Annotated in this window: 21 protein-coding genes; 8 read left to right on the top strand and 13 right to left on the bottom strand. The window is 64.7% G+C overall.

All coding sequences use genetic code 11. The features are described from left to right. Genes dgoD through GSQ89_RS03625 form a run of 3 tightly spaced genes read right to left on the bottom strand, consistent with a single transcriptional unit; the run spans window position 1 to window position 3,512 of the window. Window positions 1-1,158 carry a galactonate dehydratase gene (gene dgoD / locus GSQ89_RS03635; protein ID WP_158922115.1) on the bottom strand — a complete coding sequence of 386 codons (1,158 nt, stop codon included), beginning with the start codon at window positions 1,156-1,158 and terminating at the stop codon, window positions 1-3. Beyond that, window positions 1,155-2,228, bottom strand: coding sequence for an amidohydrolase (locus GSQ89_RS03630; protein ID WP_158922113.1), 1,074 nt, complete (start codon window positions 2,226-2,228; stop codon window positions 1,155-1,157). The genes dgoD and GSQ89_RS03630 overlap by 4 nt, the downstream gene beginning before the upstream one ends. A gap of 54 nt (window positions 2,229-2,282) precedes the next feature. Continuing rightward, entirely contained in the window at window positions 2,283-3,512 is a 1,230-nt protein-coding gene (locus GSQ89_RS03625) for an ABC transporter substrate-binding protein (RefSeq protein WP_158922111.1), read from the bottom strand. A gap of 122 nt (window positions 3,513-3,634) precedes the next feature. Here GSQ89_RS03625 and GSQ89_RS03620 point away from each other — a divergent pair, with 122 nt between their 5' ends. Beyond that, window positions 3,635-4,300 (top strand): dienelactone hydrolase family protein, encoded by a 666-nt coding sequence (locus tag GSQ89_RS03620; RefSeq protein ID WP_158922109.1) that lies wholly within the window; start codon window positions 3,635-3,637, stop codon window positions 4,298-4,300. 28 nt (window positions 4,301-4,328) lie between these two features. Here GSQ89_RS03620 and GSQ89_RS03615 read toward each other — a convergent pair whose 3' ends face one another. The 4 genes from GSQ89_RS03615 to rpsF all read right to left on the bottom strand — a co-directional run bounded on the left by GSQ89_RS03615 (window position 4,329) and on the right by rpsF (window position 7,071). Further along, window positions 4,329-5,597 (bottom strand): cyclopropane-fatty-acyl-phospholipid synthase family protein, encoded by a 1,269-nt coding sequence (locus GSQ89_RS03615; RefSeq protein WP_158922107.1) that lies wholly within the window; start codon window positions 5,595-5,597, stop codon window positions 4,329-4,331. Between the two features lie 145 nt (window positions 5,598-5,742). After that, window positions 5,743-6,309, bottom strand: coding sequence for a 50S ribosomal protein L9 (gene rplI / locus GSQ89_RS03610; protein ID WP_158922105.1), 567 nt, complete (start codon window positions 6,307-6,309; stop codon window positions 5,743-5,745). A gap of 12 nt (window positions 6,310-6,321) precedes the next feature. Next, a complete protein-coding gene (rpsR, locus tag GSQ89_RS03605) occupies window positions 6,322-6,594 on the bottom strand; it encodes a 30S ribosomal protein S18 (protein WP_158922103.1) in 273 nt (90 codons plus the stop codon). A gap of 6 nt (window positions 6,595-6,600) precedes the next feature. Beyond that, window positions 6,601-7,071: a 30S ribosomal protein S6 gene (gene rpsF / locus GSQ89_RS03600; protein WP_158922101.1), complete on the bottom strand. Its 471-nt coding sequence runs from the start codon at window positions 7,069-7,071 to the stop codon at window positions 6,601-6,603. Window positions 7,072-7,299: 228 nt separating this feature from the next. Between rpsF and GSQ89_RS03595 the strand changes: the two genes are divergently transcribed. From GSQ89_RS03595 to GSQ89_RS03580, 4 genes are all read left to right on the top strand, one after another. Continuing rightward, a complete protein-coding gene (locus GSQ89_RS03595) occupies window positions 7,300-7,542 on the top strand; it encodes a type II toxin-antitoxin system Phd/YefM family antitoxin (RefSeq protein ID WP_158922099.1) in 243 nt (80 codons plus the stop codon). Further along, window positions 7,539-7,922: a type II toxin-antitoxin system VapC family toxin gene (locus GSQ89_RS03590; RefSeq protein ID WP_158922097.1), complete on the top strand. Its 384-nt coding sequence runs from the start codon at window positions 7,539-7,541 to the stop codon at window positions 7,920-7,922. The genes GSQ89_RS03595 and GSQ89_RS03590 overlap by 4 nt, the downstream gene beginning before the upstream one ends. A 90-nt stretch (window positions 7,923-8,012) precedes the next feature. Beyond that, window positions 8,013-8,381, top strand: a complete 369-nt coding sequence (locus GSQ89_RS03585) for a YciI family protein (protein WP_158922095.1) — start codon at window positions 8,013-8,015, stop codon at window positions 8,379-8,381. 6 nt (window positions 8,382-8,387) lie between these two features. Beyond that, window positions 8,388-9,614, top strand: a complete 1,227-nt coding sequence (locus GSQ89_RS03580) for an RNA polymerase sigma factor (RefSeq protein ID WP_158922093.1) — start codon at window positions 8,388-8,390, stop codon at window positions 9,612-9,614. On the opposite strand, the gene GSQ89_RS03575 is transcribed toward GSQ89_RS03580, so the two are convergent. From GSQ89_RS03575 to GSQ89_RS03565, 3 genes are all read right to left on the bottom strand, one after another. Then, entirely contained in the window at window positions 9,606-9,893 is a 288-nt protein-coding gene (locus tag GSQ89_RS03575; protein ID WP_158922091.1) for a (2Fe-2S)-binding protein, read from the bottom strand. The genes GSQ89_RS03580 and GSQ89_RS03575 overlap by 9 nt on opposite strands. Then, window positions 9,893-11,068: a M20 aminoacylase family protein gene (locus GSQ89_RS03570; RefSeq protein WP_158922089.1), complete on the bottom strand. Its 1,176-nt coding sequence runs from the start codon at window positions 11,066-11,068 to the stop codon at window positions 9,893-9,895. The genes GSQ89_RS03575 and GSQ89_RS03570 overlap by 1 nt, the downstream gene beginning before the upstream one ends. Window positions 11,069-11,129: 61 nt before the next feature. Beyond that, window positions 11,130-12,305 carry a M20 aminoacylase family protein gene (locus GSQ89_RS03565; protein ID WP_158922087.1) on the bottom strand — a complete coding sequence of 392 codons (1,176 nt, stop codon included), beginning with the start codon at window positions 12,303-12,305 and terminating at the stop codon, window positions 11,130-11,132. Window positions 12,306-12,411: 106 nt separating this feature from the next. On the opposite strand from GSQ89_RS03565, the gene GSQ89_RS03560 reads away from it, so the two are divergent. Beyond that, a complete protein-coding gene (locus tag GSQ89_RS03560) occupies window positions 12,412-13,362 on the top strand; it encodes an alpha/beta fold hydrolase (protein WP_158922085.1) in 951 nt (316 codons plus the stop codon). 96 nt (window positions 13,363-13,458) lie between these two features. Here the strand turns inward: GSQ89_RS03560 and GSQ89_RS03555 are convergent, their stop codons facing one another. The 3 genes from GSQ89_RS03555 to GSQ89_RS03545 all read right to left on the bottom strand — a co-directional run bounded on the left by GSQ89_RS03555 (window position 13,459) and on the right by GSQ89_RS03545 (window position 16,130). Then, complete coding sequence (locus GSQ89_RS03555) at window positions 13,459-14,586, bottom strand: CaiB/BaiF CoA-transferase family protein (RefSeq protein WP_158922083.1); 1,128 nt, start codon at window positions 14,584-14,586, stop codon at window positions 13,459-13,461. After that, window positions 14,586-15,338 carry an SDR family oxidoreductase gene (locus GSQ89_RS03550; protein ID WP_158922081.1) on the bottom strand — a complete coding sequence of 251 codons (753 nt, stop codon included), beginning with the start codon at window positions 15,336-15,338 and terminating at the stop codon, window positions 14,586-14,588. The genes GSQ89_RS03555 and GSQ89_RS03550 overlap by 1 nt, the downstream gene beginning before the upstream one ends. A 345-nt stretch (window positions 15,339-15,683) precedes the next feature. Beyond that, complete coding sequence (locus GSQ89_RS03545) at window positions 15,684-16,130, bottom strand: lysozyme (RefSeq protein WP_158922079.1); 447 nt, start codon at window positions 16,128-16,130, stop codon at window positions 15,684-15,686. Window positions 16,131-16,269: 139 nt separating this feature from the next. On the opposite strand from GSQ89_RS03545, the gene GSQ89_RS03540 reads away from it, so the two are divergent. Together GSQ89_RS03540 and GSQ89_RS03535 are read left to right on the top strand one after the other, a co-directional pair. Beyond that, on the top strand, window positions 16,270-17,310 hold the full coding sequence (locus GSQ89_RS03540; RefSeq protein WP_158922077.1) for a TIGR03617 family F420-dependent LLM class oxidoreductase: 1,041 nt from the start codon (window positions 16,270-16,272) through the stop codon (window positions 17,308-17,310). 147 nt (window positions 17,311-17,457) lie between these two features. Further along, the gene (locus tag GSQ89_RS03535) at window positions 17,458-19,404 is read left to right on the top strand and encodes an elongation factor G (RefSeq protein WP_158922075.1); all 1,947 of its coding nucleotides are present in this window, start codon (window positions 17,458-17,460) and stop codon (window positions 19,402-19,404) included. Window positions 19,405-19,451: the final 47 nt, after the last annotated feature.

The following is a 19,451-nucleotide window of genomic DNA, read 5'->3' as shown; positions in this document are numbered from 1 at the left end:
TTACATGTCCACGACAGCGCCATCGTGATGCGGGCGCATCCGGATGGGGCGGGGTTTTTCGGGGAAGTTTTTGGCAGCGTCAGGCAGCAGTTCGACACCGATTCCCGGGCCGTTGGGGATGGGCATGAAGCCTTTGTGCGGTCCGGCGATCGGCGAGACGATGCCGGTGCCCAGGATGTTGCTGGTGCCGTGCAGGTCCGGTGTCTGGGTCGGGTATTCCTGGATGGCAAAGTTCGGAATGCAGGCCGCGATCTGCAGGCAGGCGGCGGTGCTGACCAGGGACAGCGGGTTGTGGGGGACCACCATGCAGTCGTTCGCCTCGGCCAGCGCAGCCACTTTCTTGGCGCCGGTAATACCGCCGCATAGACAGACGTCGGGACGCAGGTAGGCAACGGCGCGACGGTTCAGTAACGTTTGAAACTGAAACAGGCTGATGAAGCGCTCACCGGTAGCGACAGGAATGTGGATGTGGTCGGCAACCCAGGCCATGGCGTCGGGGTCATTGGGACGCAGCGGGTCCTCATAGAACATCGGTTTGTACTGTTCGATCGCTCGGGCCAGGGCGACGGCCTCCGGCGGGGTCATGCGGCGGTGGATTTCGACGCACAGATCGACCTCCGGCCCGACGGCCTCTCGCAGTTGCCGGACCGTTTCAGCGGCGTCCTCGATCTTCTGGGCGTGGCTCTTGAAGTAGGGGGTGGTTTCGTCTTCATCCAACAACGGGTTCAGATGGCCGAGCGCGGTGAATCCTTCTTCTTTGAGGCGGACGGCCTCGGCGATCAGGGCGCTGCGCGTGCGTCCCTTCACATGTCCATACACCCGAGCGGTTTCGCGCATCTTGCCGCCGAGGAGTTCCCAAACCGGAACGTTGTAGAGTTTCCCCTTGATGTCCCACAGCGCGATGTCGATCGCCGACACTGCGCCGTTGATGGCGGTGCCGGAGAAATGGTGAGCACGCAGCATGACGTTCCAGTGGTGCTCGATCAGCCGCGGGTCTTTGCCGATGAGGTATTCGGCGAACTTGGTGATGGCGGCGGCGCTGGCCTCCATGTGACCCCAGGTGCCGGATTCGCCGAGGCCGGTGATGCCCTTGTCGGTTTCGACCTGGACATACAGGAACCGATCGATGAAGAGCGGTTCGATGCGGGTGATTTTCATGGCTTGATCATGTTGTAGACGCGGGCGGCGGTGCCGCTGTACAGCGCGGTTTTCTCCGTGGCCGACGCGCCGGCGGAGATGCGTTTGAAGGCGTTCCACAACTCGGTGTAGCCGCCGGATTGCTTGTCGGGCGGGAAGTTGCTCTCGAACATGCAGCGGTCGACGCCGAAGGCTTCGATGCAGGGTTCGACGTATTGGCGCCAGCCGGCGGCCAAGTCCTCCGATCCGGGCGGGATCTCGCGTTCGTGGTATTCGAAGCCGAAGGACGTCATGCCGATGCCGCCCAGCTTGACGACGACGTTTTGGCATTTGGCGAGTTCCTGGATGTCTTTTTTCCAGGTCTGGAGGATTTCCTTGCGCTTGCCGGAGTAAGGGCCGACGCCCAGTACGCCACCGACGTGGTCGAGGATGATGGTGGTGTCGGGGAACGCCTGCGCCAGCTTGATGGCGTCGGGTAGTTGCGGATGATACTGCCAGGACTCGAAGGTCAGCCCCAGCTTGCCGAGTTCGGCAAAGCCCTCCTGGAATTTGGGATCGAGCACAAGATGCGGCGGGACGATGCGGGAGGCGAACTTGCCGATCGAGTCGTGGCCGTCCCAAGAGGCGCCCATGCGGATGCCTCGGAAACGGCCGTTGCCGGCGGCGATTTCGGCTTCCAGCACGTCGCGGACGCGGGTGCCCAGGCGCAGGTCGGCGTAACCGATGATGACCTCGGCGACGCGGCAAGGACCGTAATTGCCGGATGCGCTCATGGCGGCGATGCCGTTGACGAATTCGACCTCGCCCACAGGCGCCATCTCCTCCGGCCCGTGTTTGCGGTACATGGCCTGGCATTCCATGAACACCGTGGAGACGATGTTGTGGCCGCCGCCGATATCGGCCAACAGGTCGGGCAGGAAGTAGCTGCCGCGATGCGGCGTGTCCCAGAAATGGTGGTGCGGGTCGATGATCGGCAGATCCGGTTCCAGCGCGGTTTCTCGCGGCCGCTTTGCCAGCCAGGCCTTCAGGTCGGCGTCGTTGCGATAGACGATGCCTGTGAACGCGCCTTTTGAATCACCGATCTGCGCCATGTTCTTCCCCTCTTTCCTGGATCGCGGGGGGACTTCATCATTGAACGGCCGGTTCTACAAGCTTAGCAGCGGGCAGGCGGGCGCCGGCGGTGGAGCGAACGCGGTCTGGGCCGGAATGGTCGCCAGCTTGCGGCAGTAGTCCCAGGCGTATTTCGACTCCGCAGGCGATTTGACCTGCCACAGATACATATCGTGGATCATCTGGCCGTCGGCTCGGACGGATCCTCTGCCGAACAGCGGATCGTCGGTCGGCATCGCCTTCATCTGCTGCATGACGGCCTTGCCGCTGGCCTTGGCCTTGTCCACACCGATCGCGGCGACGGCCTTCAGATAGTGCAGCGTGCCGGCATAGACCGCAGCGTGGTCCTCGGTGGGTTTCAGGTCGCGCCATTTCGGTTGGAAGCGCGCCGAAAAATCCCGAGCGCCGTCATTCATGTCCCAGTAAAACGGGTCGGAGTAGACGAGGCCCTGGGCGGTTTCCAGACCCAGCGAATGAATGTTGGTGATCAGGACCAGCAGGCTGACGAGGCGCTGGCCGCCCTTCCCTATGCCGAATTCATGCGCCTGCTTGATAGCGTTGGTCGTATCGGCGCCGGCGCTGGCCAGGGCGATGACCTTGGCGCCGCTCGCCTGCGCCTGCACCAGGAACGAGGAGAAATCGCCGTTGCTGGGGAAGGGGAAACGGGCGTTGCCCAGAACCTTACCGCCGGCGGCGCGCACGACCGCCGAGGTATCGTCCACCAGCGCCTGCCCGAACGCGTAGTCGGCGCTGATGAAGAACCAACTGTCGCCACCGTCCCTCAGCACCGCGGACCCGACGCTGGCACCCAAAGTGCTGGTGTTATAGGCGAGCTGCATACTGTTGGGCGTGCACGCCTTGCCAGTGATGGCGCTGGCGGCGGCGCCGATCTGGGCAACCTTGTCGCGCTCCTTCGCCAGCCCCGCGACGGCTAGCGCGATCGCCGAGTTGGGCATGTCGGTGACCATGTCCACGCCGTCACGGTCGAACCAGTCTCGGGCGACCGACAGGCCGATATCGGGTTTGTCCTGCATGTCGCCGGCGATCACCTCCACCTTGAAGCCGGGTTTGTGGTCGCGGATGAAGTCCTCGGCGGCGAATTGGGCGGCAATGACCGATCCGCCGCCCGACGGGTCGGTGTAGTCGCCGGACAGCGCGGTCAGCACGCCGATGCGGATCGTCGGGGTTTGCGCGCGCGCCGACCTGCCCAGGACCGAGCTGGCGGCGCCGGCCATCAGCAGGCGGCGAGGAATGTGAATTGTCATGATTGCAGCCTTCGTGGATCGGCGCCGAGTTTGGGTGAGTCGATGATCGTCCGCAACGGGTGTGCGGTTGACGGATGGGGCGATCTGGCCATTCTGTCGCGCATTGTTTCGGAGGGAATCAGATGGGTGAGACGATCCAGTTGAAAGCCGCGGACGGCTTCAGCTTTTCGGCCTATGTCGCCGGGCCGGCCAACGCCACCAAGGGTGTCGTGGTGGTGCAGGAGATTTTTGGCGTCAACCACCACATTCGCGACATGGCCGACCGCTTCGCCGCGTTGGGCTATGCCGTCGTCGCGCCGGCGCTGTTCGATCGCGCGCAGAAGGGCGTGGAACTGGGCTACACGCAGGACGATATCGGCACGGGCCGTGACATTCGTATGAAGCTGAACGACGCCGAGGTGATGCAGGACGTCGAGGCAGCGGCCAATCATCTAGCCGGCAAGAAATTGGGCATCGTCGGCTACTGCTTCGGCGGCACCGTGTCCTGGTGGGGTGCGACGCGGACGACGAAGTTTGGCGCGGCATCATGCTGGTATGGCGGCGGCATTCCCGGCACGAAGAATGAGAGCGCAAACTGCCCGGTGCAGATGCATTTCGGCGAGAAAGATGCCTCGATCCCGATGAACGACGTGGACGCGGTGCGCGCGGCGCAGCCGAAGGTCGAGGTCTACGTCTACAACGGTGCGCAGCATGGCTTCGGCTGCAACGAACGCGGCAGCTACAGCAAGCCGGACTACGATGTGGCGCAGCAGCGGACGCTGGATTTCTTCGCCAAAAACCTGGGGTAGCTGGGTGGGGCCGCAGGTCGCGGCCCCTTCAGTCCGTGCGAAGCCGCCGCAGCGGGCTTGCCGCCTCTTCCACCGGGCCTGTCCGTTCCCCCTTCTCGACCGCGGCAATGTAGTCGCGGGTCAATGGGACGACGCCGTGGTCGTGGGCAAGCTGCAGTTGCCACACCATATGGCGGCGGCGGCGGAAGGTGATCTCAGAGGCGGCCAGGTAGAACTCGAACATGCGGCAGAAGCGGTCGTCGTAGAGTGCGGCGATGGCATCGCGATTGGCGGCGAAGCGCCGGCGCCAGTGGCGCAGTGTCTCGGCGTAATGTAGCCGCAGGATCTCGATATCGGTGGCCATCAGGCCGGATCGTTCAGCGTGGGGCAGGACTTCCGACAACGCGGGCGAATAGCCGCCGGGGAAGATGTATTTGCGGAACCAGGCATTGGTGCCGCCCGGGCCGTCGCTGCGGCCGATCGCATGGATCAGCGCCACACCGTCCCGTTTCAGGCACCGGAACACGGTATCGAAAAACGCCTGGTAGTAACCAACCCCAACATGCTCGAACATGCCGACTGAAACGATCCGGTCGTACGTCCCGGTGACCGAACGATAGTCCAGCATCTCGAAGCGGACGCGGTCTTCCAGACCCTCGGCCACGGCGCGGGCACGCGCTTCCGCCAGTTGCTCCTGCGACAGCGTGATCGCGGTGACACGAGCACCGAAGTCGCGCGCGAGGGTCAAGGCCATGCCGCCCCAGCCGCAGCCGATGTCCAGCACGTGCAGGTCGGGCCGGTTCAGGCACAGCTTGGCGGCGATATGCCGTTTCTTCGCTATCTGCGCTTCTTCCAGCGTTTCGTCGCCGCGGGGGAAGTAGCCACAGGAATATTGCCGGTCTCGATCCAGAAACAGACTGTAGAGACGGCCGTTCAGATCGTAGTGGTGCGCCACGTTGCGGCGCGAGCGGCTGGCCGGGTTGAACTGCGCCAGGCGGCGGCCCAGCACACCAAGCCGTTCCCGCCAGCGGGCGACCGGATGACCGTCCGGGTTGTGCTGCATGTTGGCCAGAAACACGTCCAGCAGGTCATAGATACCGCCCTCCTGAACGGAGAGCTTGTCGGCCATGTAGGCTTCACCCACCGCGAGCGATGGATTCAGCACGAGTCGGCGGATTGTCTGCTGGTCGCGCAGCCACAGTGTGGCAGTTGGTCCATCGGTACCGGAGTAAGTGGTGGATGCGCCGTCCGGCCACACAACGTTCAGTTGTCCGACCGCAATCAGCCGCCGGAGAATGCCATCAAGGACAGCGCGCATCGTTCTCCAATCCCTTATCCCGACCGAGAAACGGACGGAGCATGGATCAGGTAAGCGCGAAGCGTCAAATTTTCATGGCACAGACGTTCAACAGACCGTGCCGGTCGGCTTCCCCTGTTCCTGGCGAACAGGGGAAGACCGGGTATCAATCGGGTTGCGGCGTATCGCCTTCGAAGATGTTTTCGGCGGTCGGGGCCTGTTCGTCGTCATCCGCGGGGCCGGCCGCACGTTCGCCGCGGGCTTGGCGTTCGGCTTCCTCGGGGCTGCGGGCGACGTTAACGGTGACTGGGATCGACACTTCCGGATGCAACGACACGCGGACCTGCGACAGGCCGAGTGTCTTGATCGGATGTTCCAGGACGACCTGGGACCGGTTGATCGTCAAGCCGCCCGTCGTGGCGCCCTCGGCGATATCGCGCGCCGAGACGGAGCCGTACAGGCTGCCGGACTCGCCGGCCTGGCGGATGATGATGACGGACAGCCCGCCCACCCGTTCCGCGATGCGTTCGGCTTCCTCGCGGCGCCTGAGATTCAGCGCCTCAAGCTGCACGCGCTGCTGCTCGAACTTCGCGCGGTTGTCCTTGCTGGCGCGCAGCGCCTTCTTCTGTGGCAGGAGGAAGTTGCGGGCGTAACCCGGCTTCACCTTCACCACATCGCCCATCTGTCCCAGCTTTTCGACCCGCTGGAGCAGGATCAGTTCTACGGCGGCCATGAAATCCGCTCCTTACGCGACGATGTAGGGCAGCAGCGCCAGGAAGCGGGCGCGCTTGATGGCCACCGCGAGTTCGCGCTGCTTCTTCGCGGACACGGCGGTGATACGGCTGGGGACGATCTTGCCGCGCTCCGACAGGAAGCGGGACAGCAGGCGCACGTCCTTGTAGTCGATCTTCGGCGCGTTGGGGCCGGAGAACGGGCAGGACTTGCGGCGGCGATAGAACGGCCGGCGGGCGCCTACGGCGGCGCGGCGGGCGGCTGGATTGACTTCGGTATCGGACATTGGGGTCTACTCCTCCAGCAGGCCAGGGCGGAATTCGTCGCCGCCGAATCCGTCGCGGGCTCGGAATTCCTCGCGGTCGTCGAATCCGCGGCGGCGGCCGCTTTCGAACCGGCCGGCGGGCTTGGGTCCGCGGAAGCCGCGTTCGCGGTCGTCGGACTTGCGGGACAGGATGGCGGACGGGGCTTCGTCGATTTCCTCGATGCGCACCGTCATGAAGCGCAGGACGTCTTCGTTCAGGCCCAGCTTGCGCTCCATCTCCTTGACGAAGGCCGGCTTGGCGTCGAGACCGAGCAGCATGTAGTGGCCCTTCCGGTTTTTCTTGATCCGGTAGGCCAGGCCACGCAGGCCCCAGTATTCGCGCTTCTTGACTCCACCGCCATCGGCTTCGAGTTCGGTGCCGATTTCGTCGGCGATCGTCTCGACCTGCTGCTGCGTGACGTCGTTCCGTGCGATCAGCACGGTTTCATATAGCGGCATGGATGAACCCCCTATGGCTTGTCTCTGCCCTCGACCGGAAATGGTCTCATGTCCACGATGGACATGCGGGCATAGCCGGGTGCGATGCCGTCGCCCCCGGCAGGGAAGGCGCGGCTTGAAGCACGGATGGGGTGGGAATGCAAACGGTTTGTGCTAGGCGTAGGTCGCGTGCTTGACCGTCGGTCGTGCAACTCTTAAATGATTGGTCAACCTGGTCAAGAGATCGTCATGGTCCACTTCGTCAGTCTCTATGACGCGAAAACACGGCTCTCCGCGCTGGTGGATCGGGCTGCCGCCGGCGAAGAGATCGTGATCGCGAAGAATGGTGTCCCTCGCGCACGATTGGTGCCGATCGAACAGCTTGGTGCACGCCGGAAGCCGGCCAACGCCATGCGCATCGAATACCTCGCCGCGGACTTCGACGCCCCCGATCCACGTATCGAGCAGATGTTCGGCGATGACACGACGTGAATCTCTTGCTGGATACCCATGTTTTTCTTTGGTGGGACCGGCGTGAGACGACCTTAAACGCCGACGCGCGTGCCGCGATCGAAGATCCCCGCAACGATGTGTTCATCAGCGCTGCGTCCATGTGGGAGATCGCGATCAAGCGGCGCCTGGGCAAGTTGACCTTTCATGGTTCGGCATCCTCCGCGATCGGCGCCAATGGGTTTCATGAGCTGCCGATCGTGCCGATCGATGCCGAGGATGCAGGCAATCTGGCATGGCACCATAACGATCCTTTCGACCGGCTTCTGGTGGCTCAGGCAATGCGCCTTGGTCTTGTTCTACTGACTGCCGATCGTTCGATCCGGTCCTTCGACGGCGTGGCGCTGCTCCCGGCTGGGTGAAACAGCGCCGGTCTTTGTCGAAATCGGCCCCGCTTGAACGTCATTGGACCAGCGGCGCATCGTGCGGCCGCCAAGCCAGGGAAACCAATAATGCAATACCTGTTACTTCTGTACGTCGGCGAGGCCGATATGGCGGCCGCGTCCAAGGACGACTCGCGAAAGATGACCGCCGCCTACGGCGCCTATGCCGAGGCCATGGTCCAGGCCGGCGTCATGGTCGGCGCGAACCGGCTACGCCCGACCGAGACCGCGACAACGGTCCGGTCGCCCGGCGGCAAAACCCAAGTGCTGGATGGTCCATACGCCGAAACCAAGGAACAACTGGGCGGGTATTTCATGATCGAGGTCCCCGACCTGGATACGGCCCTGTCGTGGGCGGAACGCTGCCCCACCGTGGGACATGGCGTGGTCGAGGTGCGTCCAGTCTGGCCGGCGTCGGACTATGATCCCGATCGCTGACAGAGGATGAGCGATCCGGCCGATATCGCGGCGGCGGTGGCGCGGGCCAGCTATGGCAGGCTGCTCGCGTTCGTCGCCGCGCGTACGGGCGATGTGGCGGGGGCGGAGGACGCGTTGTCCGACGCCTTCGCCGCGGCGCTTGCCACTTGGCCGGTGCAGGGTGTGCCGGATAGGCCGGAGGCTTGGTTGTTGGCCGTCGCGCGCCGCAAGCTGATCGATGCGGGCCGGCGGGGGCGAAGCAGCCCGGGGGCGGCCGAACATCTGCGACTGCTGGCGGAGGAAGGCGCGGCCGAAATCCCGAGCGCTGTGCCGGACGACCGGCTGGCGCTGATGTTTGTTTGCGCCCATCCGGCGATGGATCCGGCGGTGCGGGCGCCGTTGATGCTGCAAACTGTCCTGGGGCTGGATGCGGCGACGATCGCCTCCGCTTTCCTGACGGCGCCAGCCACGATGGGACAGCGGCTGGTGCGGGCGAAGACTCGGATCAAGTTGGCGGCCATTCCGTTCCGCCTGCCGGAGCGGGCCGATCTGCCCGAACGGCTGGCGGCGGTGCTGGACGCGATCTATGCCGCGTTCGGTGCCGGTTGGACGGACCCCGGCGGCACGGATGCCCGGCGCCGGGACCTCGCTGGAGAGGCGATCTGGCTCGGCCGCCTGCTGGTGTCGCTGTTGCCGGAGGAACCGGAGGCGCTGGGTTTGCTCGCCCTGATGCTCTATGCCGAATCCCGCCGTGGCGCTCGGCGTAGCCCAGACGGGGATTACGTGCCGTTGGACGAACAGGATGTGGGTCGCTGGGACGCTGGGTTGATCCGGCAGGCCGAGGCGCTGTTGCTGCGGGCCAGCCGGATGGGTGCTGTCGGCCGGTTCCAATTGGAGGCGGCGGTGCAGTCGGCGCATGGGGTGCGGCGGCAGACCGGCCGGACCGATTGGGCGGCGATCGTCCAGCTGTATGATGCGCTGGAAACGTTGACCGGATCGCCTGTGGTGACGATCAATCGTTCGGTCGCCGTTGCCGAGGTCAAAGGGGCTGCCGCGGGGCTGGCGGAGTTGGATCGGTTGGCCGACGATCCCCGGTTGGCGGATTATCAACCGTATTGGGCGGCTCGCGCCGGGTTGCTGGCACGGATGGGGTCGGCGGCGAGCGCGGCGGCGGCTTATCGACGGGCAATTGGGCTGGAGGCTGATCCGGCGGTCCGCCGTTTTCTGCAGGGCCGGCTGTCGGCGTTAGGCTGAGAGTGTCCTGGCGCCATCCTGCCGCTCGATCCGCATGCCGTCGCGCACCGGCATCATGCAGGTCTGCGTGTTGGGTCGGCCATCCACCACGGCGAGGCATTCGAAACAGGCGCCCATCATGCAGTATGGGCCGCGCGGTGCGTTGGATACCGGCGTGGTGCGGGTCGTGGTGATCCCGGCGGCCAGCAGCGCCACAGCGATGCTGTCGCCGGTTCGGGCAGGGATGGCGGCGCCGTCGAACCAGATCGTCAGGTCGGTGGCGCCGGGGCGAACCAGCATCAGTCCACCGAACCCTTGGGCAGTTTCTTCTCGGTGATCGCCGCGTAGAGGGCGACGCCGTAGGGGATCGTCTCGTCGTTGAAGTCGTAGAGATGGTTGTGCAGCGCGGCGGTGTCGCCGCTACCCAGGTTGATATGGGCGCCTGGGACGCGTTCCATCATGAAGCTGAAATCCTCCGATCCCATGCCGGGTGGGGCGTCGCGGCGGACGTTGTCCTCACCCACCAGTTCGGCCGCGGCGTCGCCGTAGGCGATGGCCTCTTCGGTGTTGTTGACCATGGGGGCGAAGATGACGCGGAAGTCGACCGTGGCCTCGGCGCCGAAGCCGGCGGCGACGCTGGTGGCGAGGCGCTTCATGTTCTGTTCGATGGTCGCCATCACCTCGGACTTCATGGTGCGGACGGTGCCGGCCATAACGGCGGATTGCGGGATCACGTTGTAGGCGTCACCGGACTGGATGCGGGTGATGCTGAGCACCGCGGTGTCCATGGCGGAGATGTTTCTCGAGATGATCGACTGCAGGGCGGTGCCGAGGTGGCAGGCGACCAGGACGGGGTCGATGCTCTGCTGCGGATGCGCGCCGTGGGCGCCTTTGCCGGTGATGGTGATGTCGAAGAAGGCGCCGCCGGCGGCTCTGGCCGAGGGGCCGGTGATGAATTTGCCGACGGGGAGGCCGGGGCGGTTGTGCATGCCGTAGACGGCGTTGCATGGGAAGCGCTCGAACAACCCGTCCTTCAGCATTTCCAGGGCGCCGCCGACGCCTTCCTCGGCCGGCTGGAAGATGAAGTTGACGGTGCCGTTGAAGTTGCGGGTTTCCGCCAGGTATTTGGCGGCACCCAGCAGCATGGTGGTGTGGCCGTCGTGGCCGCAGGCGTGCATGCGGCCAGGGTTCTGGCTGGCGTGCGGCAGGCCGGTTGCCTCCAGGATCGGCAGGGCGTCCATGTCGGCACGCAGGCCGACCGAGGCTTGGCCATTGCCGTTGCGGAGGACGCCGACGACTCCGGTCTTGCCGACGTTGCGGTGAACCTCGATGCCCCATTCCTCCAGCTTGCGGGCGACGAGGTCCGCGGTGCGGTATTCTTCCAGCCCCAGTTCCGGATGGGCGTGGATATCGCGGCGAATGGCGGACAGTTCGTCCTGGTAAAGACGAGCACGATCGAGCGCGGACTGGGTCATCCTGGGTTCCTGGGCCGGTTGTGTCGCCGGACCATATCACGTGGGCCGGCGCGTGCCAGGGTCAGTCGAGCGTGGGCTTGGGAAGTTTCTTCTCGGTGATCGCCGCGTACAGGGCGACTCCGTACGGAATCGCTTCATCGTTGAAATCGTACTGATGGTTGTGGACTGCGGCGCTGCCGCCGTTACCCAGCAGGACATGGGCGCCGGGCACGGCTTGCATCATGAAGCCGAAATCCTCCGAAGCCATGGCGGGCGGTGCGTCCCGGCGCAGGTTTTCCTCGCCGGCCACACTGGCCGCGGCGTCGGCGTAGGCGAGCGCCTGCTGTTCGTCGTTCACCGTGGGCGCGAACAGGATGCGGAAATCGACGATGGCCTCGGCGCCGAAGCCGGTGGCGATGCTGGCTGCGAGGCGCTTCATGTTCTGCTCGATGGTCGCCATCACCTCGGACTTCATGGTACGGACGGTGCCGGCGAGGACAGCGTGTTGCGGGATGACATTGTAGGCGTCGCCGGACTGGATGCGGGTGATGCTGAGCACGGCGGTGTCCTGCGCGGAGATGTTGCGCGACACGATGGATTGCAATGCGGTGCCCAGGTGGCAGGCAACGATGACCGGATCGATGCCCTCCTGCGGGCGGGCGCCGTGGGAACCCTTGCCAGTGATGGTGATGTCGAAGAACGCACCGCCGGCGAAGCGGGCACCTGGGCTGGTAGCGAACCGGCCGATTGGTAGGCCGGGGTAGTTATGAAGGCCGAACACCGCATCGCAGGGAAAGCGGGCGAACAGGCCATCCTTCAGCATTTCCAGGGCGCCGCCGAGGCCTTCCTCCGCCGGCTGGAAGATGAAGTTGACGGTGCCGTTGAAGTTGCGGGTCTCCGCGAGGTATTTCGCCGCGCCCAGCAGCATCGTGGTGTGGCCGTCGTGGCCGCAGGCGTGCATCAGGCCGGGGGTCTGGCTGGCGTAGGGCAGACCGGTCGCCTCCAGGATCGGCAGCGCGTCCATGTCGGCGCGCAGCCCGACCGAGGCCTGCCCGTTGCCGTTGCGTAGTACCCCTACGACACCCGTTTGGCCGACGTTGCGATGGACCTCGATGCCCCATTCCTCCAGCTTACGGGCGACGAGGTCGGATGTGCGGTGTTCCTGCAGGCCTAGTTCGGGGTGCGCATGGATGTCCTGGCGAATGGCGGCGAGTTCGTCCTGGTACAGGCGGGCTCGGTCGAGCGGGGATTGAGTCATCTTGAGGTCCTGGGCCAGGGTGTCGCCGGCCGACTGTAGCACGCGGGTCTTGCCTTGTCGCTTGGGCCGGGGTGTTGTTGCGGTTCGGTACGGGAGAGGACGCAGGATGTATCTCAACACTTTTGCCCAGGGGTCGACGCCGCTGGACATGACGGGGACGGACGAGTTCCGCAGCCTGTTGGCCAGCGCCGGCGATCTGAGCATTCCGCATGCGCCCGACGTGCCGTACCGGTCGTGCAACATCGTGCTGCGGCAGTTGCGGTTTCATTTCCTGGAATGGGGGAAGGCGGACGCGCCGGTGATCGTGCTGCTGCATGGCGGGCATCAGTCGGCGCATTCGTGGGATCTGGTCAGCCTGCATCTGGCGCAGCGATATCATGTGTTCGCGCTGGATCAGCGCGGGCATGGCGACAGCGAGTGGGCGCGGGATGTTGTTTACTCGAACCACGAGATGTCGCTGGATGCCGAGGCGTTCATCGGCGCGATGGGGCTGGTTCGGCCGATCGTGGTCGGTCATTCGATGGGCGGCCGGAACACGATGCTGCTGACCCGGCGGAACCAGGCGTTGCTGCGCGCGGCGGTGATTGTCGATGTCGGGCCGGAATTGTCTGATCGGGGACGTGCGGCGATCGGCGGGTTCGTGCAGGCGAACCAGGAATTCGACGATCTGGAGCACTTCGTCAGCAACGTGCGTAAATACGATCCGTACCGCAGTCGTGAGCACATCGAGCGGACGGTGAAATACAACATGCTGGAACGGGCGGATGGGAAGTATGTCAGCAAGTGCGATTCCAATCCTCGGCGGCTGAATATTCCGCGTGGGTCGGGACCGTTGGAGAATATTACGCTGGAGGAGGCAGGGGGATTCAATCTGCCGGTGCTGCTGGTGCGAGGTGCGAACTCGAACATCCTGGAGGCGGAGGCGGCGGAGCGGTTTGCGGCGGCGATGCCGCGGGGGCGGTTGGTTACGGTGCCGGATGCCGGGCACAATGTGCATGGGCAGAATACGAAGGGGTTTATTGGGGCGTTGGGTGGGTTTTTGGAGGGTTTGGGGTAGTATCGTCATACCGATGCAGATCGGCATCCATGCCTTTTGTGTGCGAGGACGAAGGCGTGGATGCTGACCTTCGTAAGCATGACGGGTGTATGACGATCAGCGGCCGAAAATTTCCTCGTTGTGCTCTCCGAGTTTCGGGGAATCACCTTGCGGATGCGGGCGCTGGCGATCGAATGTGATCGGCAGGCCGACGATCTTCAGGTCGCTGCCTGGCAGGGTTCGCATCATGTCCATTGCCTGTAACTGTTCGGTTTCCGCCAGCTCGGCGATGTTGTTGACGGGCGCGCAGGGGACACCGGCCTCACCGATGATGCCCATCCAGTCTTGGCGCGTGCGGGTCAGCAGGACGGGTTGCATTGCGTCCACCACAGCCTGGCGGTTGGCGGCGCGTTTGCGGCCGTCGGACAGCAGCGGGTTGTCGCACCACTCGGGGTGGCCCATGGCGCGGGCCAGTTTGACGAACAGGCGGTCGTTGCCGGCGGCGATGCATATCGGGCGGTCGGCGGTTTCGAAGATCTGGTATGGGGCCAGGGTCGCGCTCGCCGCACCGTGGCGTTTCGGGAGGTTCCCGGTCACGTTGTAAGCGTTCAGCGGGCCTTGGACCCAGGCGACGGCGCTCTCGAACAAGGACGCGTCTACGACGCAGCCGACGCCGGTGCGGTCTCGTTGCTTCAGCGCTGCCAGGGCGCCGATCACGCACCACATGCCGGTGGCGGTGTCGTTGATCGCCGGGGCGCAGAATGTCGGCGGATCGTCGGGGCGGCCGGTCAGGGTCACCACGGCGCCGTAGCATTGCAGCAGCGGGTCGAAGCCGGGTGCCAGCTTCAGCGGGCCGGTAAAGCCGAATGCCCAGATCGAGCAGTAGATCAGCGCCGGGTTCATCGCCATCATTGCGTCCGGGCCGATGCCGAAATCATCGACGATGCCGGGGCGCAGGTTCTGGATCAGGATGTCGGCGTGCCGCACCAGCGCCTTCAGTTTCTCGACGTCCTCGGCGCTTTTGATATCCAGCGTAACCGATCGCTTGCCGCGATTGTTGGTGTGGAAGCTGACGGAATCGCCGTCGATGAAGGGAGGTCCCCATAGGCGCGCATCGTCGCCCCCGTCGGGCTTTTCTATCTTGATCACGTCGGCGCCCATGTCGGCCAGGATCACCCCGGCGAGCGGGCCGGCCAGCGCCTGACCGATCTCGACGACCTTGATGCCGTCCAGCGGTCCTGACATCAGACCAGGCCCAGGCGGGCGCGGAACGATGCCTCATTCAGGCTGAATTCCTGACCGTTCAGGTCATCGGCGGCCGTGGTACACAGATACACGATGGATTGAGCCGGCAATGCCACCGGTGTCAATTTTTCCCGGGGAATTTGGCTGACGGGGTTCACGCCGGAGGCCCGGATCAGCACCTGCATGTCGGTGTCCGTCGTGCCGGGCTGGAAGCCGAAGATACGGATGCCCTTGCCGGTGGTTTCCAACGCAACCGCTCGGGTCAGCATGTGCAGGCCGGCTTTGGCGCTGCAATAGGCGCTCCATCCCTCCAGCGGGCGGATCGCCGCGCCGGAGGACACGTTCACGATCGTTCCGCCGCCGGCCGCCAGCATGCCGGGCAGCACGGCGCGGATAGCGTGGTAGGCGCCGGTCAGGTTGATGGTAACGTTCCGGGCCCAGGCGGCCGGATCGCTGTCGGCGATGGAGGTGATCGGCTCGATCACCCCGGCGTTGTTGATCAGTGCGTCGAGGCGGCCGAAGCGGGCCTTGGTTTCGGTGACTAACGCCGCAAACGCCGCATAGTCGGACACATCGCAGGGCCGTGCCGAGGCCCTACCGCCGATGGATCGCGCCACCTTATCCGTCAGCTTGCCATCTCGCGCGGTCAACACCACGGTGGCACCCGCTTCCGCCAGTGCCGCCGAAGCCGCCGCGCCGATTCCGCGGCTCGCACCGGTCACGATGATGACCTTGCCGTCCAGACTGCCCATGGTTTCCCCCTCATTCACTCCGGGAGGTTAGAGCATCCGTCCGGCGGAGGCCAAGGCTCGGCCTATCCGTGCTGCCGGTACTGTTCGCAGAACGCCGGTCTATCCTTATCGAGAAGTGCGCAGCCGCGACGGATTTCATCATGGATCAGGGCACAATCGTTCGCCGTGTTGCGGGGGGATGGGTTGCCGGGGAGACGGTCAGGCACTGCTGTACCAGTTGCCGCGCTTTCGCGACGCCGATCGACTGGTTGCAGGGAACCGCCGCGAAGGTGGGATGCAGGCAGGCCAGACATCCAACCAGCAGAAAGCATCCCTGTGCCAGACTTGCCAGATTCTCTCGCCTATTTATGTCAGATACAGTGTCCGTTCCGCGGTTCGCCGGTTGGTCAGACCGTTCACCACCTGCAGGACGCCGTTGATCGTGGCTTTGTTCCACATCAGGAATGCATCGGCTGCGTCCTGCGCCCGACCCGTTCGATGATGTTTCAGAACGCTCGAGGAAGCAAAATTGCCGGAACCAATATTATAGGTCAGCGAAACCATGGCGGCGAAGTGATTGTCGTTCGTGTCCACGCTGGCCAATGCCCTGGCGACGGCGGCCTCCGTACTGAGAAGATCACTGGCCAGGGCTTGGTCCGCCTGATCCTGGGTGAAAACCATGCCGACGGAAACACTGCGCGTATGGCCATAGCCGATCGTCCAGATGCCGGCGACATCCTGATAGGCGGTCAACTTGCACCCCTCGAAGCTCTTGATCAGCTTCAGGCCGGCGGCGTTTATTGTTCTGGCCATGGGACGCTCCATTCCTGGAATTAGCGGGATGATGGCCGATCGGCACTGTCGAAGCAACAATATCCCGCCGGCGTGACGGCATTTGCCGCCGAGACACGCCTGTCGCACACTTGGACGAACCACACGCGAGAGGGACACGATGCGGGTTTCAATTGGGCTGCCCGTGGCGGATTGGCGAGCCTGCGCCGCGGTCGCGCGCCAAGCGGAAGAAGATGGCGCCGACGCCGTCACCGCGAGCGAACTGAAGCACGATCCGTTCGCACCGCTCGCCTTCGCGGCGCTGGCCACCGAACGGGTGGCGCTGGTGCCGTCCGTGGCGATCGCATTTCCGCGTAGTCCGATGGTGATCGCCAACCAGGCTTGGGACCTGAACCGGCACTCGCGCGGGCGGTTCGTTGTGGGGCTGGGCAGTCAGATCAAGGCGCATAACGAACGGCGGTTCAGCACCCCTTGGATCGCGCCGGCCGCTCGTTTGGGGGAGTATGTCGAGGCGTTGCGGGCAATTTTCCGGTGCTGGGAGACCGGGGAGAAACTGAGTTACCAGGGAAAGTATTACAATTTCTCACTGATGACGCCGGAGTTCTCGCCGGGGCCGCAGGGGCTGGGCCTGCCGCCGATCGCGATGGCGGCGGTCGGGCCACTGATGCTGAAGACCGCCGCTCGGGTGGCCGACAGTGTGCGGCTGCATAGTTTCGCCACGCGCGACTATCTGGAGAAAGTCGTGCGGCCGCTGCTGGCGACGGAACTGGCCGCGGCGGGCAAGTCGTTCGAGACGTTCGAGATCACCGGCGGCGGGTTTGTCGCCACCGGTCCGGATCAGGCCGCGGTGAAGGACGCCGCGGAGAAAGTCCGTTATCGCGTGGCCTTCTATGGATCGACGCCGGCCTATCGTGGGGTTTTCGATCTGCATGGGGTTGGCGACCTGGGTGTGCGGCTGACCGAGATGTCGAAGCAGGGCCTGTGGCACCAGATGGCGGCGCAGGTGCCGGACGATGTGCTGGATCTGTTCGTGGCCCGAGCGACTTATGATGAACTGCCGGCGGCGATCGAGAAGCGGTACGGCGGGATCGTCGATACGGTGTCGTTGGAGTTTGCGCCTGGCACTGATGCGGTGACCCGGCGCGCCACGATCGCGGCGATCCAGCGGATTCCCAGTGGGTTTACCGGGTTTCGGAGGTAAGTCGGTCGGTAACCTCGAATTTCACCGGATACGACTCCCCTTCGCTGGATTTTGCGGTAGCATCCCTTGGCGAGGGCGCTCCGGGTGCCCGCTTCGCACGGGCCCGCATCTCGGCTGGCGCCTTCCACTAACGAAGGAGGTGCGACCATGTCCGGAACCAAGAACGGCAGAAGTCCCCGCTCGGTGGCTCTGGTGGGGCCTTATGGCAGCGGAAAATCCACGCTTTTTGAAGCCCTGCTGGACGCAGCGGGCGCGCCTGTCAAACGACCGGCCGATCCGCGCAACCGCCCGACGACCACCGAGATCCGACTGGGACATTGCACCTATCTGGACGACCCGTGGTCCATCCTGGACTGCCCGGGGTCGATCGAGTTTGCCCACCAGACCTGTTCGGCACTGGCGATGGTGGATATCGCCGTCGTGGTCTGTGAGCCGACGCCGGCAAAGGCCGCGATGGTCGCGCCGCTGCTGAAGACGCTGCGGGATGAAGGCGTTCCCCACATCATCTACATCAACAAGATCGACACGCTGGAAGGCAGCATCGCCGACACGCTGGCCGCCCTGCAGAGCTATACCGCCAGCCCGCTGGTGCTGCGGCACATGCCGATTTTCGACGGCGAGGCCGTCACCGGCTACGTCGATCTGATGAGTGAGCGGGCCTATCGCTACCGCAAGGGACAGGCATCCGAACTGATGCAGATCCCTGAGGCGCTGCTGGCAGAGGAACAGGCCGCGCTGGACCGGCTGGTGGAGACTCTGGCCGATCGCGACGACGCATTGTTGGAGAAGGTGCTGGAGGACATAAAGCCGACGCCGGACGAGTTGTATCGCGACATGCGCAAGGATCTGTGCGCCGGCGCGGTGATCGAGGTGCTGGTGGGGGCCGCCGAACACGCCGCCGGTGTGCGCCGCCTGTGGAAGGCGCTGCGGCATGACACGCCCGACCCGGCTGAAACCGCGGAGAGGCGGCAGATCGTACCCGGCGGGGCGCCTCGGGCGCAGGTATTCAAGACGGTTTATGCCGGGCATACCGGGAAGCTGTCGTATGTCCGGGTGTGGAGCGGGACGGTGGCCGACGGCGCTCAGTTAGGCGGGACGCGCCTCGGTGGCATCTATCGGTATGTGAACGGCGAGATGGCCAAGGTGCCGGACGCTCGGCAGGGCGACATCGTTGCATTCGGCCGGCTGGATGGCGTGCCGACCGGTGCCACTCTGTCGCCTGGCGGCCAGCCGGAACCCCTGCCCTTCCCGCATCCGGCGCCGCCGGTCTACGCGATGGCCGTGGCCACGACGGATCGGAAGGACGATGTGAAACTGTCGGGGGCGCTGCACAAGCTGGCGGAGGAAGATGCCTCACTTTTCATCACCCAAGAAGGCGAAACCGTGCTGCACGGCCAGGGCGAGATGCATCTGCAGACCGTGGTGGACCATCTGGCGCGGGACTACGGGCTGAAACTGGCGGTGCAGAAGCCGGCGATCGCGTACAAGGAGACCATCCGCAAACCGGTGCATGAGCATGGGCGATTGAAGCGCCAGACGGGCGGGCATGGGCAGTTCGCCGACGTGAAGATCGACATCGCGCCTCGGGAGCGCGGCGAGGGGTTCCTGTTCGTCGATAAGGTCGTCGGCGGGGCGGTGCCTCGGAACTTCATTCCGTCGGTGGGCGATGCGGCCGAGGAGGCGACGAAAAAGGGGCCGTTTGGGTATCCGGTGGTGGATATCTCTGTGACGCTGGTGGATGGCGGGTTTCATTCGGTCGACAGTTCCGACATGGCGTTCAAGACCGCGACTCAGATCGCGATGAAGGAGGGGCTGGCCAAGGCCGATCCGGTCCTGCTGGAACCGGTCGATCACGTCACGATCAGTGTGCCGAACGACTACACCGCCAGGGCGCAGCGGCTGCTGACCGGGCGGCGCGGGCAGATCCTGGGGTTCGCCGAACGGTCCGGGTGGACTGGCTGGGATGATGTCGAGGCGTTGGTGCCCGAGGCCGAGATGCATGACCTGATCATCGAGTTGCGGTCGCAGACGATGGGACTGGGGACATACAAGAAGCGGTTCGATCATCTGGCGGAGACGCGGGCGGTGCCGTGATGGTGCAGGGGCACGGGGGTCCCTTGCCCCCTGCCCTGCTCCCGGCC

The organism is Acidisphaera sp. S103, assembly GCF_009765975.1.
Lineage (GTDB): Bacteria > Pseudomonadota > Alphaproteobacteria > Acetobacterales > Acetobacteraceae > Rhodopila.
The sequence above is the reverse complement of the archived record's forward strand: the minus strand, read 5'-3'. Positions and strand labels throughout refer to the sequence as shown.

What these genes read in the sequence shown, in the direction of transcription:
- dgoD (WP_158922115.1), bottom strand. Translation starts at nt 1,158, where the DNA reads ATGAAAATCACCCGCATCGAACCGCTCTTCATCGATCGGTTCCTGTAT.
- GSQ89_RS03630 (WP_158922113.1), bottom strand. Translation starts at nt 2,228, where the DNA reads ATGGCGCAGATCGGTGATTCAAAAGGCGCGTTCACAGGCATCGTCTAT.
- GSQ89_RS03625 (WP_158922111.1), bottom strand. Translation starts at nt 3,512, where the DNA reads ATGACAATTCACATTCCTCGCCGCCTGCTGATGGCCGGCGCCGCCAGC.
- GSQ89_RS03620 (WP_158922109.1), top strand. Translation starts at nt 3,635, where the DNA reads ATGGGTGAGACGATCCAGTTGAAAGCCGCGGACGGCTTCAGCTTTTCG.
- GSQ89_RS03615 (WP_158922107.1), bottom strand. Translation starts at nt 5,597, where the DNA reads ATGCGCGCTGTCCTTGATGGCATTCTCCGGCGGCTGATTGCGGTCGGA.
- rplI (WP_158922105.1), bottom strand. Translation starts at nt 6,309, where the DNA reads ATGGCCGCCGTAGAACTGATCCTGCTCCAGCGGGTCGAAAAGCTGGGA.
- rpsR (WP_158922103.1), bottom strand. Translation starts at nt 6,594, where the DNA reads ATGTCCGATACCGAAGTCAATCCAGCCGCCCGCCGCGCCGCCGTAGGC.
- rpsF (WP_158922101.1), bottom strand. Translation starts at nt 7,071, where the DNA reads ATGCCGCTATATGAAACCGTGCTGATCGCACGGAACGACGTCACGCAG.
- GSQ89_RS03595 (WP_158922099.1), top strand. Translation starts at nt 7,300, where the DNA reads ATGGTCCACTTCGTCAGTCTCTATGACGCGAAAACACGGCTCTCCGCG.
- GSQ89_RS03585 (WP_158922095.1), top strand. Translation starts at nt 8,013, where the DNA reads ATGCAATACCTGTTACTTCTGTACGTCGGCGAGGCCGATATGGCGGCC.
- GSQ89_RS03580 (WP_158922093.1), top strand. Translation starts at nt 8,388, where the DNA reads ATGAGCGATCCGGCCGATATCGCGGCGGCGGTGGCGCGGGCCAGCTAT.
- GSQ89_RS03575 (WP_158922091.1), bottom strand. Translation starts at nt 9,893, where the DNA reads ATGCTGGTTCGCCCCGGCGCCACCGACCTGACGATCTGGTTCGACGGC.
- GSQ89_RS03570 (WP_158922089.1), bottom strand. Translation starts at nt 11,068, where the DNA reads ATGACCCAGTCCGCGCTCGATCGTGCTCGTCTTTACCAGGACGAACTG.
- GSQ89_RS03565 (WP_158922087.1), bottom strand. Translation starts at nt 12,305, where the DNA reads ATGACTCAATCCCCGCTCGACCGAGCCCGCCTGTACCAGGACGAACTC.
- GSQ89_RS03560 (WP_158922085.1), top strand. Translation starts at nt 12,412, where the DNA reads ATGTATCTCAACACTTTTGCCCAGGGGTCGACGCCGCTGGACATGACG.
- GSQ89_RS03555 (WP_158922083.1), bottom strand. Translation starts at nt 14,586, where the DNA reads ATGTCAGGACCGCTGGACGGCATCAAGGTCGTCGAGATCGGTCAGGCG.
- GSQ89_RS03550 (WP_158922081.1), bottom strand. Translation starts at nt 15,338, where the DNA reads ATGGGCAGTCTGGACGGCAAGGTCATCATCGTGACCGGTGCGAGCCGC.
- GSQ89_RS03545 (WP_158922079.1), bottom strand. Translation starts at nt 16,130, where the DNA reads ATGGCCAGAACAATAAACGCCGCCGGCCTGAAGCTGATCAAGAGCTTC.
- GSQ89_RS03540 (WP_158922077.1), top strand. Translation starts at nt 16,270, where the DNA reads ATGCGGGTTTCAATTGGGCTGCCCGTGGCGGATTGGCGAGCCTGCGCC.
- GSQ89_RS03535 (WP_158922075.1), top strand. Translation starts at nt 17,458, where the DNA reads ATGTCCGGAACCAAGAACGGCAGAAGTCCCCGCTCGGTGGCTCTGGTG.